Origin of the sequence: Thiohalobacter sp. COW1, from assembly GCF_016629505.1 — a bacterium.
GTDB classification, from domain to species: Bacteria; Pseudomonadota; Gammaproteobacteria; order Thiohalobacterales; family Thiohalobacteraceae; genus Thiohalobacter; species Thiohalobacter thiocyanaticus_A.
The window spans coordinates 1,465,757-1,479,024 of record NZ_AP024239.1 but is presented as its reverse complement, the minus strand read 5'-3'; the positions used below and the strand labels follow the sequence as shown (position 1 = coordinate 1,479,024).

General features: G+C 62.1%; 12 protein-coding genes and 1 tRNA gene. 6 read left to right on the top strand and 7 right to left on the bottom strand.

The genetic code is table 11. The features are described from left to right. Positions 1-2: 2 nt before the first annotated feature. From COW1_RS06905 to COW1_RS06895, 3 genes are all read right to left on the bottom strand, one after another. Positions 3-605, bottom strand: a complete 603-nt coding sequence (locus COW1_RS06905; protein WP_096365769.1) for an aminotransferase class I/II-fold pyridoxal phosphate-dependent enzyme — start codon at positions 603-605, stop codon at positions 3-5. 24 nt (positions 606-629) lie between these two features. Continuing rightward, on the bottom strand, positions 630-1,109 hold the full coding sequence (locus tag COW1_RS06900; protein ID WP_201345836.1) for a DUF302 domain-containing protein: 480 nt from the start codon (positions 1,107-1,109) through the stop codon (positions 630-632). Between the two features lie 142 nt (positions 1,110-1,251). After that, positions 1,252-2,067 carry an MBL fold metallo-hydrolase gene (locus COW1_RS06895; protein WP_096365773.1) on the bottom strand — a complete coding sequence of 272 codons (816 nt, stop codon included), beginning with the start codon at positions 2,065-2,067 and terminating at the stop codon, positions 1,252-1,254. A 92-nt stretch (positions 2,068-2,159) separates the two neighbouring features. Here COW1_RS06895 and COW1_RS06890 point away from each other — a divergent pair, with 92 nt between their 5' ends. From COW1_RS06890 to tadA, 3 genes are all read left to right on the top strand, one after another. Next, positions 2,160-2,588: a hypothetical protein gene (locus COW1_RS06890; protein WP_157745416.1), complete on the top strand. Its 429-nt coding sequence runs from the start codon at positions 2,160-2,162 to the stop codon at positions 2,586-2,588. A 7-nt stretch (positions 2,589-2,595) separates the two neighbouring features. Beyond that, entirely contained in the window at positions 2,596-3,117 is a 522-nt protein-coding gene (locus COW1_RS06885) for a hypothetical protein (protein ID WP_096365777.1), read from the top strand. A gap of 278 nt (positions 3,118-3,395) precedes the next feature. Then, positions 3,396-3,869: a tRNA adenosine(34) deaminase TadA gene (gene tadA, locus COW1_RS06880; RefSeq protein ID WP_096365779.1), complete on the top strand. Its 474-nt coding sequence runs from the start codon at positions 3,396-3,398 to the stop codon at positions 3,867-3,869. On the opposite strand, the gene mltF is transcribed toward tadA, so the two are convergent. Then, the gene (gene mltF, locus COW1_RS06875) at positions 3,866-5,263 is read right to left on the bottom strand and encodes a membrane-bound lytic murein transglycosylase MltF (RefSeq protein WP_242466510.1); all 1,398 of its coding nucleotides are present in this window, start codon (positions 5,261-5,263) and stop codon (positions 3,866-3,868) included. The two genes, tadA and mltF, sit on opposite strands and share 4 nt — an antisense overlap. A 641-nt stretch (positions 5,264-5,904) precedes the next feature. Here mltF and COW1_RS06870 point away from each other — a divergent pair. Then, positions 5,905-5,995 (top strand) — tRNA-Ser (locus COW1_RS06870). A gap of 316 nt (positions 5,996-6,311) precedes the next feature. On the opposite strand, the gene COW1_RS06865 is transcribed toward COW1_RS06870, so the two are convergent. Further along, positions 6,312-6,920, bottom strand: coding sequence for a CBS domain-containing protein (locus COW1_RS06865; protein WP_201345835.1), 609 nt, complete (start codon positions 6,918-6,920; stop codon positions 6,312-6,314). 310 nt (positions 6,921-7,230) lie between these two features. Between COW1_RS06865 and COW1_RS06860 the strand changes: the two genes are divergently transcribed. Continuing rightward, on the top strand, positions 7,231-7,548 hold the full coding sequence (locus tag COW1_RS06860; RefSeq protein WP_201345834.1) for a TusE/DsrC/DsvC family sulfur relay protein: 318 nt from the start codon (positions 7,231-7,233) through the stop codon (positions 7,546-7,548). Positions 7,549-7,661: 113 nt separating this feature from the next. Here the strand turns inward: COW1_RS06860 and COW1_RS06855 are convergent, their stop codons facing one another. Further along, positions 7,662-8,531 carry a LysR family transcriptional regulator gene (locus COW1_RS06855; RefSeq protein WP_201345833.1) on the bottom strand — a complete coding sequence of 290 codons (870 nt, stop codon included), beginning with the start codon at positions 8,529-8,531 and terminating at the stop codon, positions 7,662-7,664. Positions 8,532-8,659: 128 nt separating this feature from the next. On the opposite strand from COW1_RS06855, the gene COW1_RS06850 reads away from it, so the two are divergent. Beyond that, a complete protein-coding gene (locus COW1_RS06850) occupies positions 8,660-9,400 on the top strand; it encodes a hypothetical protein (protein WP_201345832.1) in 741 nt (246 codons plus the stop codon). A gap of 52 nt (positions 9,401-9,452) precedes the next feature. Here the strand turns inward: COW1_RS06850 and COW1_RS06845 are convergent, their stop codons facing one another. Then, positions 9,453-13,058 (bottom strand): S8 family serine peptidase, encoded by a 3,606-nt coding sequence (locus tag COW1_RS06845; RefSeq protein ID WP_201345831.1) that lies wholly within the window; start codon positions 13,056-13,058, stop codon positions 9,453-9,455. Positions 13,059-13,268 lie beyond the last annotated feature (210 nt).

Sequence of the window (13,268 nt, the reverse complement as noted above, 5' to 3'; positions counted from 1 at the left end):
AATCAGACCCGCCCCCGCACTGCGGCGATGACTCGCGCGTTTTCCTGCGGCAGCGCTGTGGTAGCGCGCATGAAATCCGGACCCAGATCCCGATCTTTCAAGGGTTTGACGAAAACCCCCGATTCACGGAGCTTATCTGCCAGGTTGGCCGAATCATGTGGCGCGAAGTCTGCGAGAAAGAAATACGCCGGTGTTGGATGGGTGCTCACATCGAGGGTGCGCAGTTCCGCAGCCAGGTCTTCAGTCCAGGCGCCCAGTTGTTTGACGCGATCACGGATCCTGTTTTCTTGCTGAGGGGTTGCCATTGCCGCCGCTTGTCCGGGCCGCGTCAGGGAATAGGCGTTGTTGTGTGAATTGAGGTCGCCGGTCAGGCCTACCGGTGAAATGGCATCGCCGACGTGAAACCCAGCCAGACTGTGGGCCTTGGAGGGAGTGCGGGTGACGAGCAGATCGGAATGATCGGGTAACAGGCCCGCGACCGACTCGCCAGCGAGCCCGGTGAGGGCTTCATTCACCAGGAAGCATGTGTCGTGATGACGGCGCAGAAAATCGGGTAACGGTACCATATCGAAACTGCCGCCACCTTTTTCCTGTATCGACGTCATTTCCGGTTTTCCGTTTTCGAAGCGCTATTTTAATAATGGTGCAATGATCATCTCACTTTCCCTGGCAGCATCATCCATCACCTCACTGACTATACCGCCCATGAGTTTGCCCATGAGAGCGGAGTTCATCCGCGAGATATACGCCTTGTTGTCAGCGCGTTCATAGATTGCGACCCGGCAAGGAATCATTGAGACAACTATGCGCTCGCTATCCTGGGAGAGGATTTTGTAAGCATGTGCCGGATGGCAAAGCTCGAACACCTTAACCTTGCGTACATCCTTTCCAAAGTTTTTCATTGTTTCTTGTAAGTCATGAACAACGGGAATACTCCACCCCTGTTTCTCCGTCTCCTCGTGCATCATTCGTACTGTTTCATCAAATCCATATCTGCTCTCATCCTCAAGAATCATGAGGTCGGGCATAACGGCATAAGCAGAAACGCCGGTCATAATGATGCCTATTACCAGGCCGATGAATCCGTATAGCAAGTTCATTTGGCGCATATTCAACTCCTTATGGCTATCGCGGCTGATGTGGATATTGCTGATAAATGCAGCATTTTCAATGCATGCGCATGGTAATGTCTTATCTGTTGGTCGTGGAAAAAACATTGATCGGAAAAACAGCTGCAAGCAGCACAGATGACTATGGCACGCTGATAACCGCACCCAGTCCGCCATCGACGAAATCACTCTTCCAGGCTTCACGAAACAGATTGATGGCTCTCTCCCCCGTGCAATGGCTTGGTGAGACTTTTCTCACACCCAGGGCTTTCAGCTGATCGATGATAGCCTTCACCTCGGTGTCAGTACTGCTGTCCAGATGAAATCCGCCCATCAGCAGGTAAACATTCCTGCCCAGATAGGACTGCGCCCGCTCCGTCATATCCGCCACGTTGGGATGTGCGCAGCCGGTGATAACGACAAGACCGTTTTGGGTATCTACAATAAGGGCCTGTTCCGCGATGCCATGGTTCATCTCTCCGGTCGTATGTATTCCGGCCAGGAGCTGTCGTGGTTCGTCCACGGTTTCAACCGCAGCGCCGAGGCGTCTGACCTCTCGCTGGAACGAGGCCGGGAACGATTCAGGCACATACACGGTGACATCAGGGTTGTGTGCCATGAATCCGTCCAGACCGCCTGTATGGTCGCCGTGAATATGGGATAGCACGACGGCCTCGACCGCGTTGGCGTCGAGACCGAGTTGCTGCATGTTCGAGATCAGGATGTCGCCATTCCCGCCCGTGTCAAACAGGACCGTCTTGTCCGGACCTTCAATCAGGCAGGCGAAGCCCCACCCGGTCTGAAGTCCTGCCCTGTAGGGCAAATTATTGAAAACGACATGGATTCTGACCTGGTTCCATTGGGTCTGGACAGTCTCGCCTGCTGCAAAGCTGGATTCTGTCACGATAAGAGCCCACCCGAAGAGTAGCGTCAGGGCGATTTTCCTCGAAATGTACATACATGGAAAACCCTGCTTTGGTCCATTATTCTGCTTCGAATCCGAATAATTCCTATTCTAGTAGGAAACAAGTGAGATGACAGGGTAGATATATGCCGGAACTTGATATGACAAGGAGTTTCAGGAGGACAGTGCGGACATTCGTCAATCTGCTACCCATTTTCACGGGGATGTTGTTATTGACAAGTCTTGTACTCACGCTGTTTCCGGAGCGGCTTTATGCCGGCTTCTTCGGTAGCAGCAACACGCTGGATGCTCTTATCGGGGCGTCGGTTGGAAGTATGGCAGCCGGGCATCCACTGGCGAGTTACCTGCTTGGCGGGGAATTGCTCGATAATGGCGTAAGCCTTGTCGCCGTAACCGCCCTCATCGTAAGCTGGGTTACCGTTGGTCTGGTTCAGCTGCCCGTCGAGGCCCTGCTTCTGGGCGCACGCTTTGCGTTTTGCCGCAATGTGATCAGCTTCTTCAGCGCAATCGCTGTCGCCCTTCTCTCCGTCTGGTCATTGAGATACATCGGATAGAGCGGTAATGCCGAGCCGAAGAAAAAAAACGGGGTTCGGCGGTTGGTTGTTCCTGCTATTGGTGCTCACAGCCTACGGTATCACCGGAGTCATTGACACCGAAACGACCGGTCAGGCGCTCCGCTTCTCTGCGACAGTAATGCTGAGCGCGTTGCCGGCAGTAGTGATGGTGTTCTTTCTGCTGCTGGCGGCGGACCTCCTGTTCAAACCAGCATGGATCAAGCGTCATCTTGGCAGGACGGCGGGTGTGAACGCCTGGTTGTTGGCTGTTGTTGGCGGCGTGCTCGCCAGTGGACCTGTTTATGCCTGGTATCCACTATTGCGGGAGTTGCGCGATAAAGGTATGCGCGCACCGCTGGCTGCGGTGTTTCTCTACAGCCGAGCGGTCAAGCTTCCGCTGTTGCCCCTCATGATCCACTACTTCGGGCTCGCTTATACTCTGGTGCTGTGTCTGTATCTGCTAGGGTTTTCCATCGCGAATGGTGTGCTGATGGAGAAACTCGAAAACCCGGGCGAGCCCTCAGATTGATTTACTCTGTCGTCTTGCACGTCACGCCAGAACAGGCCAGTCCGGAACTGCGTCAAGTCTGGTTAAAGTATTCACTACACAATAGAATATGATTTCGATCTCTGGTCATGAGCCTCTACGGGATCGATTCCCGCTGTTTGGCTATTCCGGACACGAAGTTTCTGGGGAGGTGCTTTTCATGCTTCCAGGTCTTCGGGAGGATATAAATTATTGTGTATGAATAATTCATCAGCCCCGTTAACCGTCGTGAGGCAGAGGCCGCGGGAGAGACTGCAGGCATGAACGGACAAGCCGAATCGCATAACCGCGACGAATACTGGATGCGCCAGGCCCTGGCGCAGGCCGAACTCGCCGCCGCGGCCGGCGAGGTGCCCATCGGCGCGGTGCTGGTGAAACAGGAGCAGTTCATCGCCGCGGGCTGGAATCGGCCCATCGCCGGGCACGACCCCACCGCCCATGCCGAGATCCAGGCCCTGCGCGCCGCCGGGCGGGCCTTGCAGAATTACCGTCTGCCCGACACCACCCTGTATGTCACCCTCGAGCCCTGCCTGATGTGCGCCGGGGCCATGATCCATGCGCGGGTCGCGCGGCTGGTGTTCGGTGCCCATGACAGCAAGCGCGGCGTGGTGGACAGCCGCTGGGAGGTGTTCAGCGCGCCCTGGCTCAACCACCGGGTCGAGGTCACCGGCGGGGTGCTGGAAGGCGAGTGCGCGGCACTGTTGAAGGGGTTTTTTCGCGACCGGCGCGACTAGAGCGCCGGGAAGTCGCTTATCCACTGCGGCGGTGAGGGCACCGGTTCCTGGTCGCGTTCGGTGTACCAGACCAGGATGTCGTAGTAGCTGCGGATGTTTTCCACGTACTGTACCGGCTCGTGGCCGCGGGCATAGCCGAACCGGGTCTGCTTGTACCATTTCTTCTGGCTGAGAAGCGGCAGGTGTTCCTTCACGTCCACCCAGCGGTCGGGGTCGGCGCCGTTGGCCTCGGTCAGACGGCGCGCGTCCTCCAGGTGGCCGAAGCCGACATTGTAGGCGGCTAGGGCCAGCCAGGTACGGTCGGGCTCCGGGATGCGCTCGGGGATCTTCTCCTTCATCATCCGCAGATATTCCGCCCCGCCGTGGATGCTCTGCACCGGGTCGAGCCGATCGTCCAGCCCCAGATATTTCACCGTGTTGAGGGTCAGCATCATGATGCCGCGCACCCCGGTCGGAGAACGGGCGTCCGGTCTCCAGTGCGATTCCTGATAGCCAACCGCGGCGAGCAGGCGCCAGTCGATGTCGTGATCTCTGGCCGCCTGCTGGAAGATCTCGGTGTAATCAGGCAGGCGGGTCTGGATATGGCGCAGATAACGTCGGGTGCCGACATAGTCGAAGTCCTGCACATGACCGTAATAGCGCTCGATGAGTTGGGCCAGCCGACCACTGTTGCGTAGTTCGAAGAAAAACTGCTTGGCAGCATTGTACAGGCTGGTGTCGGGGCCACGGGCAAAGGCCCAGGCCAGCGGCTGGGGATCGCTGATGGCGAAGGCCGTGCGCAGTTCGGGATAGAAGCGCTGCTGGATGGCGATCTCATTGGAATCGGCGATGGTGTAATCGATCACCTGCTCCCAGACCAGGCGCAGCAGTTCCTCACTGTCGAGTTCGGCATTGGCGCGCCAGTTCAGTTCGGGATATTCCGTGGCCTTGAGTTCCTTGAGCCGTTCCTCGTGGCTGCTGCCGGCAAGGACTTCCAGGATCCCGTTCAGGTCGTCCAGGTCGGCCGGTTCCGGTGTGGTGTTGGCGCGGTAGACCAGTTGCGGGATGATGGCTTGATAGCTCGGTGCGAAGCGCACGATCAGCTTGCGTACATCGGTGATGGTCAGCCCGGCAGCGGCGAAATGGACCTCGCCGCTGGCCACCATGGGCAGGATGTCGTTGAAACCGTCCGGCACCACCACCTTCAGCCTGACACCGAGATGATCCGCGAACGCCTGGGCCAGGTCGTACTCGAAGCCGGTGGGTCCATCCGCGCCCAGGTAATAGCTTGTGGGACTGTTGCGCGTCACCATGACCACCTCGCCCGAGGCCTGGATTTCCTCGAGCAGGCTGCGCTCGTCGGAACAGCCGGCAATCGCGATCAAAAACAGAAGGATATATATGCGTCGGGTCATGGGCATCAGGCTAGGTGCCGGCAACCGGCCTATCAGCTATAGCGGTCTGCGGATGTCAACGTTTAGAGCTCCTGGCGCTTTTGCGATAGAATACCACTCCACTTGCTATACAGCAGAATCCGAATCCGGGATTGAAGCAGTGCAGTTCGTTCGGAGAGATGCCGGAGCGGTTGAACGGGGTGGGTGAACCCGGACCGAAGCGCCGGTGGCGCTTCGCAGCGGGGTGAACGCCCGGCTGTAAGCCGGGCTGGAAGGACGCCCCGAAATCAGGGTTGTAAATCAACAATAACGGGATAGAAACAGTGCAGTTCATTCGGAGAGATGCCGGAGCGGTTGAACGGGGTGGGTGAGCCCCGACCGAAGCGCCGGTGGCGCTTCGCAGCGGGGTGAACGCCCGGCTGTAAGCCGGGCTGGAAGGACGCCCCGAAATCAGGGTTGTAAATCAACAATAACGGGATGGAAACAGTGCAGTTCATTCGGAGAGATGCCGGAGCGGTTGAACGGGGTGGGTGAGCCCCGACCGAAGCGCCGGTGGCGCTTCGCAGCGGGGTGAACGCCCGGCTGTAAGCCGGGCTGGAAGGACGCCCCGAAATCAGGGTTGTAAATCAACAATAACGGGATGGAAACAGTGCAGTTCATTCGGAGAGATGCCGGAGCGGTTGAACGGGGCGGACTCGAAATCCGTTGATGGATTCTGTCCATCCGAGGGTTCGAATCCCTCTCTCTCCGCCATATAAAAAGGGCCCCAACCGGGGCCCTTTTTATATGGCGGAGAGAGAGGCCCTGATGAGAACCTTGTGTTCGACCGCGGAGGCGCGCAGCGCCGGAGCAGCGCCGAGCGCAGCGAGACAACGCGCAGCGAACATAGTGAGCGAGCGGTCCCCTTGAGGGGTGAGGCGCGCAGCGCCGAATAATCCCTCGACCCTGCGTATAATCTCCATCCACCCTGTCTGGGCTGACAGGGCCCTTTTTATATGGCGGAGAGAGAGGCCCTGATGAGAACCCTGTGTTCGACCGCGCAGGCGCGCCAGCGTCGGGAGGATTCCTCTTACTCCGAGTGCCCCCGGATCCTGTCAAAGAACACCCGCACCAGGTCGGATCGCGTGATCATGCCCACGGGCTGGCGCTGTTCATTCACCGCGATCAGCCGTTTTATCCTGTGCTTCTTCATCAGGTCCAGCGCTTCGTGCAGGGTCTGATCGGGGCTGACTGTCACGATGTCGGTCACCATAAGGGCGGCGACGCTGCCCTCGGGTGGCTGGGGTCTGAGGGTGTGCGCGAACATGGCCTCGAGCGTCTGCCACAGGTTATGCGTGGGATGATGCGAAGGTACGCCGAGCGCGCGCAGCAGATCGGCCTCTGTAAGAACGCCGACCAGCCGCCCGTCTGCATCCACCACGGGCAGGCCGCTGATGCGGCGGGTGACCATCTCGTGCGCGGCCTCGGCCAGGGAAGTCTCCGGATGCACGGTGATGACGGGCTGCGACATCAGGGTGTCGATCCGATAGGCCTCGGTTTCGCGCTGGCGGGCATGGCGTTCCGCCATGGTCGTGATCTCCATCAGGTCGTCGATGCTTACATCGATGTAGGTGCCCATGTCGTTCAGGGCCTGCCGGAAATCGTCACGGGTGGGCCGGGAAGGCGGATTTCTGGACATGCTCAACTCCTCACATGCCGGTGGAAACAACCTTATGTTGCCCCCTGTGCAGGGTGCGGACAAACGAAATAAACCGCATTCAGGTATCGAAAATAGCGTTATCCCGGAATACCGGGGATGGATGGCGATCCGGTCAGGTTGTCCATGTCCTGTCCGGCCGTGTCAGGGCGAATCAGGTGTTTAATATCGGATATTTGCATAATAAATAGCAAATAATATCGTTTGTTATCTTTTGAACGGCTTGATATCAAATAAGCATATCAACCGGACATGAGAGGCAGACATGACAGCCACTGCATTGAAAATTCCGATGGCAGCCGAACTGGACAAGGAAGGCTATCTGATCGAGCCGGCCGCCTGGAACGAGGACATCGCCCGCGCCATGGCCGAGGAGGAGGGTATCGAGCTCGAGCCGGATCACTGGAAGGTGTTCGAGTTCATGCGCCAGTATTATGCCGATAACGGAATCGCCGCCGATGCCCGCTTTGTCATCAGGTTTCTGGCCAGCGAACTCGGCTATGGCCGCAGCGCCAAGGCCCGGCTGTTCGAGTTGTTCCCCTACGGCTATGTCAAGCAGGCCTGCCGCCTGGCCGGCATGAAGCGGCCGCGCGCCTGGAGCACCGGCTGAAGCGGCAGGTGTCGGTGTCATCCCCTTGGGTCGCTTCGCCGTCTTCCTCAAGTTCTAGCCGACTTAGCCAGGGCGCGGCGGCCCCCTTTTATCCCCGCTGATCCACTCGCGGTTCAGCCGGCATCCTCTGTGTATTTCTGACGTTCGTTTTCGGCAAACAGCCGCAGCCCGGCCAGGGCCTGACTGACGACCTCGGCCTCGCTTTCTCGCGGGTAGACCATGTAGGCCGGCAGCTTGAACTCCGGACTGTCCGGCACCACGAACAGCCGCTGCGAGTCGATGAAGGCCTCGGCCATGCGGATGGGCACGAAGCAGGAGCCGCCGTTGCACAGGATCAGCTGGATCCCCAGCCAGCCGATATTGACCGTCTGCGCCGGCCGTTCCAGGTCGGGGAAGTTGTCGCGGTGCTGGGCATAGAAGGCCGGCCCCCAGTTGACGTAGATGTAGTCCGGCCCCGGCCAGGCCTGTTCCGGATTGGTGGTCAGCAGCACCAGGCGCTCGTCGAACAGGTGCTCGACCTCCAGACCCGGGCTGTGCTGTGGGGTGTACATCAGGCCGATATCCAGCGTGCCTTCGACCAGCCGGCGCATCAGATCCTCCTCGAAGCTGATCTCGCTGCGGATGGAGATGTCCGGCGCAGTCTCGCGCATGTGGCCGACCCACTGCGGCAGAAAGCCCTCCCACAATGCGATGCGTGCGCCGACCGTGATGCTGGCGCGGAAGCGGCCGGGCAGGCCGACATCATGACGCGCCTGCTCGAGGGTCAGCAGCAGGGACTTGGCGTGACGCAGGAAACGCTTCCCGGTCGGGGTCAGGCTGGCGCCGGCGCGGTTGCGCACGAACAGCCGGGTGCCCAGATAATCCTCCAGGTTCTGGATCCGGGCGCTGACCGTGGATTGGGTGACGTGCAGCCGTTTGGCCGCTTCGAGAAAGCTGCCGTTGGCCGCGACGGAAAGGAAGGTGCGTACCTGTTCGAAGTCCATGCCGATGCCTGGTTGAATTCGGGGGTGACTGGCAAATAGTATATTTTACAGAATATGTATTTAATATCTATTTATAAATCGCTCTTCTCGAGCGACTGATCGACCACGACCAGAGGCTGGCGTCTGCGATGAACCTGAAACGATTTCTCGGTTACGAATGGGATGCCATTGCCGGCATTCTGGCAGCGGTGGCGGCGATTGTACTGCACCTGCTGCATGTGGTGGACGAAGCGGTCATCCTGCCCATCGTGCTGGCGCTGCTGGGTCTGTTGTTCGTCAACTTCATGCGCCATACCCGCAATAACGAGCTTACTGCCGAGGAGGTCAGCCATACCGCCCATGCTGTGCGGCGCATCCAGGCGGGGCTCAGTCGGCCCGAGATCGTGCTGGTCGGTCCGCGTCAGCTGCGCAGCGTGAGCGAGCGGTTCGCGCGCGACATGAGCGGCGACAGCATCTGGTTCAATGTCTGCCTGTCGATGTATGTGCCGGATGAACTGTTCGACGCGCTGCTGCGCCCGGCGATCGAGAACCCGCATGTCAGTTCCATTCAGTTCGTGCTGGACGCGTCACAGCAACCCTTGTGGGAGGCGAAGATCCAGCCCCGGATCGCCGCCTGCGCGGGGCAGTCGAAGGTGCGCGATCCGCGCTGGTGCGACCTGGACAGGAACGTGTCCTTCATCCTGGCGGACAATCGTCAGAGCGGGGGTACGGAGGCGCTGCTCAGTTTCTGGGGCGAGCCCTTCATGGCCCAGAGCACGCAGCGGGACGTGCCGCGCTACATCTTCCATGTCCAGAAGCACTCGGAGTTGCTGCCGCATCTGATGGAACTGGAGCGCGGCTGCCAGCGTCGCGAAGACGCACCGCGCTGAAGCAGGTGAAAGCGCACGGCGGAGCGCCCGCTCGCCGGTACTCCGGCGGGTGTCAGCGGGGCTGCCGGCGGCGTGACCGCCTCAGGCCGGCCGCAGCCAGCAGCGCCAGCAGCGGAAACAGAGGATCCTGGGTGCCGCGCCGGCCGAGGCTGCAGCCGCCGCCACCGCCGCCGCTGTCACTCAGGCTGTTGCCGCCGCCGCTGGTGCCACCGCTGCCGCCTGCTGCCGGTGCCGCCACTCCGCCGGGATCCAGGACCTGACCGTTGGCGCGGCCGTCGGCATCGTTCGGACCGCCGTCCTCGATCCTCAGCCGTACGCACAGATCCCCCGCGTTCAGCCCGTCCCGCCAGGCGGTGCTGGCCGGTGCCGGGCAGCTGCCGTTGCCGCCGGGTGCGGAGGCCAGACTGTTGCGCGCATCGATGACGAAGTCCTGCCAGCCCTGGTCGGCGATGTATTTGCGATAGACGCCGCCGGCCGGGATCGGCGCCAGCTGGGGAATGACCACCCGGACCGACTGGCCGGCCTGCGTCAGCCCGGTCAGTTCGAAGTCGAACAGGCCGCCCGGATAGCTGTGGTTGTCGTCCTCCACGGCCAGGGCAGCCGTGCCGCTGGCACCGCCGTGGTTGGTGATGTCGGCCACTGATACGCCGGCAGCGTGCCGGCCCGCGGCCAGTGCCGTGGTGCCCAGGCGCAGGCGCAGGCCCGCTTCCGTGACCAGCAGGTCCCGATCGGCGACCCGCGCCCGGGACTGCAGCACGTGCCGGTCGGGCAGGGCATCGAGGAAATCGGGAATGCCGTTGCCCTTGCTGTCACCCGGGCCTTCGCTGGCGTCGTCGATGCCATCGTTGTCGCTGTCCTCGTCCGCGCGCAGGTCGGGGGTCTGCTGCGCCACGCGCAGGCTGGCCTGCACCGTGACCGATTCGCTCGGTGTGCCGTCATCCTCCACGGTCAGGCGCAGGGTATAGATGCCCGGTGCCAGTTGCTGAGGATCGAAGCTGTACTCGTCTGTGTCCACGCCGCTGGTGGAGACCAGGGTGTTGTCGGTCAGGCTCCAGTCGAAACGATGGTCGTCGTCGGGATTGGGATCCACGACCCCGGCGCTGACGCGGACCGTGCCGGCATCGGCATAGACGGTGGTGGTGGTCCGGCCGCCCTGACGGATCTCCAGATCGACCCGCGGCGGCAGGTTTTCCTCGCGGATCGTGACCGTGTGACTGGCACGCCCGCCGCGCACGGCATTGTCCGGCGCATCCAGGGTGAAGAGGACGGTCTCGTCGCCTTCGCCCACGGCACCGTCGGCACTGACATTGAAGCTCAGCGCGGCGCTGCGGCCGGCGGCGATTTCCAGTGTGCCGTCGCTGGCATCATGGTCCTGGCCCGGGGTGGCGCTGCCGCCGACCCGGTAGGGCAGGCGCACCGGGTAGTCGGCCGCATCGCCGCTGAGCAGCACCCGGACCTCGACCGTATCGCCTTCGCCGACCACCTGATCGACCGCGAACTCGGCCAGCGGACGGATCTTGAGCGTCTGCACCACCTGACGGTGATTGCCGGCTGCATCCGTCGCCGTCCAGACGATGTTATGCCGGCCGCTGGTGAAGGGGCCGATGCGGTCGGCCACGGCGGTGATGTCACCGTCGACCAAATCGCTCGCGATCGGCGCATTCAGCTTCACGTCGGTGAGGTAGCCGGTGGCGTTGAGCGTGCGGGTGGCGGGCGGGTTCAGCGCGGGCGGTGTGGTGTCGCGCACGGTGACAATCTGGGTCGCACTGCCGGTATTGCCGGCGCTGTCGGTGGCGCTCCAGGTGACGCTGTGGCTGCCGACCGGGAAGGGGCCGCTGCGGTCCGCGCTGGCGCTCAGGCTGCCGTCGATGTTGTCCAGGGCCGTTGCACTGCCGAGCGCCACGGCGGTCAGGCTGCCGGTGGCCTCGAGCGTGATATCCGCCGGGGCGCTCACCACCGGTGCGGTGACGTCGCTCAGGGTGACCACGATGGTCTGGGTATCGCTGCCGGTATTGCCGGCGCTGTCGGTGGCGCGCCAGGTGACGGTGTGGGTGCCGAGGGCGAAGGGACCGGTCTGGTCCGGACTGGCGCTCAGGCTGCCGTCGACCAGGTCGGTTGCCGATGCAGTGCCCAGACCCACGCTGACGGCGCTGCCCGTGGACTGGACGGTGAGATCCGCCGGTGCCTGCACCTGCGGTGCGGTGGTGTCCTGCACAGTCACGCTCTGGCTGTCGCTGCCGGTGTTGCCGGCGCTGTCGGTGGCGCGCCAGGTGACGGTGTGGCTGCCGACCGGGAAGGGGCCGGTGGTGTCCGGCACGGCAGTCAGGCTGCCGTCGATGTTGTCCAGGGCGCTGGCACTGCCCAGCACCACGCCGGTCAGCGCGCCCGTGGCCTCGACCGTCACTGCCGCCGGGGCGGTGACCACCGGCGCCTGGGTGTCAGGCGTGCTGCTGTCGCCGGCGGCCTGCTCCGCCACCCGGCCGGCATTGACCCGGCCGTGGCCGAACTGGGCATCCCAGCCCGCACTGCCCAGATCATCGGCATTCTCCTCCAGCAGGGTTTCCACCTCGGCTGGCGTCAGATCGGGATCGGCGGCCAGGATCAATGCCACCACCCCGGCGGTGGCCGGTGAAGCGAAGGAGGTGCCGCTGGCCTTGGCATAGCCGTCGCTGCGGGTCAGGGTCAGAATGCCCTGTCCCGGTGCGGCCACGTCGATATATGCACCGTAATTGGACCAGCTGGCCAGGCTGTCGCTGCTGGTGGTGGCCGAGACCGTGATCATGAAGGGGCTGTCACTGTAGCCGGGATCGATGCCGTCGTTGCCGGCGGCGACCACCACCACGCCGCCGCGCTCGAGCATGTATTCGGCCGCGTTGGCCACGGTCGGACTGTCACTGACGTTGTAGCTGATATTGGCAACCCGGGCGCCGGCATCGGCGGCATAGGTCAGGCCGCGGGCGATGTCGCTCAGATAGGCGCCGCCGTCGGCGTCGTTGCTGACGCGGATCGGCAGGATGCGGGCCTGCGGTGCCACCGAGGCGATGCCGATGCCATTGTCGGCCACGGCGGCGATCACGCCGGCCACCTTGGTGCCGTGGCCGTTGATGTCGCTGCTGTCGCTGCTCTGGTCCACGGCATTCCAGCCGGCCAGCACACGATTGCCGAAATCGGCATGGCCGGCATGCACGCCGGTATCCAGCACGGCGACGGTGATGCCGCTGCCCTGCGAGTGGCGCCAGGCGCGTTCGGCCTCGAAGGTCTCCAGGTGCCACTGCTCGTCATACCTCGGATCGTTCGGGGTCAGCGACTGAATACTGAGCTTCATGTCGCGTTCGGCGAACTGGATTCCGGGATCCTGGCCCAATTCCTGCACGATAGCCTGTTCGAAGCCCGGTGGAACCCGCAGCACCCGGGTGTTGATGGGGTCGATGTGCTGGCGCAGCCGCGCGTCGTAGAAGTCCAGAATATCGGCGAATGCCTCGGCGCTGACGCCGTCGGCGGCGCGCACGATGATCTGCCCGGCGACCGTCTGTGGCGGACTGGACGCGCCGAGTTCAGCGGCCCGAGCCAGATTCGGCGGCAGTGCAGCGGTGAACAGCAGGGCGGCAAGGGCGGCGAAGCGAACTGGGAGGGCGATATTGCTGGGGATCAAGGACACGGAGAATCACCTGCAGATGTGGTTACTGGCAGGCTTATCGGGCGGGAAGGGCAACACCTGTGTGAAACCGGTTGGATTTATGCCCCAGAGGCATGTGAACCCGGTCACAGAGCGGGGATTTTCCGCCCCGGGCCGCGAATCCCGGGCCCGGGAGGTGTTACTTTAGGCCCACCGCGGCCGGAGGGCGGGAGGGCCCGGAAAGGAGAGATT

Excerpts from the sequence above, each read along its gene's own strand:
- COW1_RS06905 (WP_096365769.1), bottom strand. The coding sequence starts at position 605 with ATGACGTCGATACAGGAAAAAGGTGGCGGCAGTTTCGATATGGTACCG.
- COW1_RS06900 (WP_201345836.1), bottom strand. The coding sequence starts at position 1,109 with ATGCGCCAAATGAACTTGCTATACGGATTCATCGGCCTGGTAATAGGC.
- COW1_RS06895 (WP_096365773.1), bottom strand. The coding sequence starts at position 2,067 with ATGTACATTTCGAGGAAAATCGCCCTGACGCTACTCTTCGGGTGGGCT.
- COW1_RS06890 (WP_157745416.1), top strand. The coding sequence starts at position 2,160 with ATGCCGGAACTTGATATGACAAGGAGTTTCAGGAGGACAGTGCGGACA.
- COW1_RS06885 (WP_096365777.1), top strand. The coding sequence starts at position 2,596 with ATGCCGAGCCGAAGAAAAAAAACGGGGTTCGGCGGTTGGTTGTTCCTG.
- tadA (WP_096365779.1), top strand. The coding sequence starts at position 3,396 with ATGAACGGACAAGCCGAATCGCATAACCGCGACGAATACTGGATGCGC.
- mltF (WP_242466510.1), bottom strand. The coding sequence starts at position 5,263 with ATGACCCGACGCATATATATCCTTCTGTTTTTGATCGCGATTGCCGGC.
- COW1_RS06865 (WP_201345835.1), bottom strand. The coding sequence starts at position 6,920 with ATGTCCAGAAATCCGCCTTCCCGGCCCACCCGTGACGATTTCCGGCAG.
- COW1_RS06860 (WP_201345834.1), top strand. The coding sequence starts at position 7,231 with ATGGCAGCCGAACTGGACAAGGAAGGCTATCTGATCGAGCCGGCCGCC.
- COW1_RS06855 (WP_201345833.1), bottom strand. The coding sequence starts at position 8,531 with ATGGACTTCGAACAGGTACGCACCTTCCTTTCCGTCGCGGCCAACGGC.
- COW1_RS06850 (WP_201345832.1), top strand. The coding sequence starts at position 8,660 with ATGAACCTGAAACGATTTCTCGGTTACGAATGGGATGCCATTGCCGGC.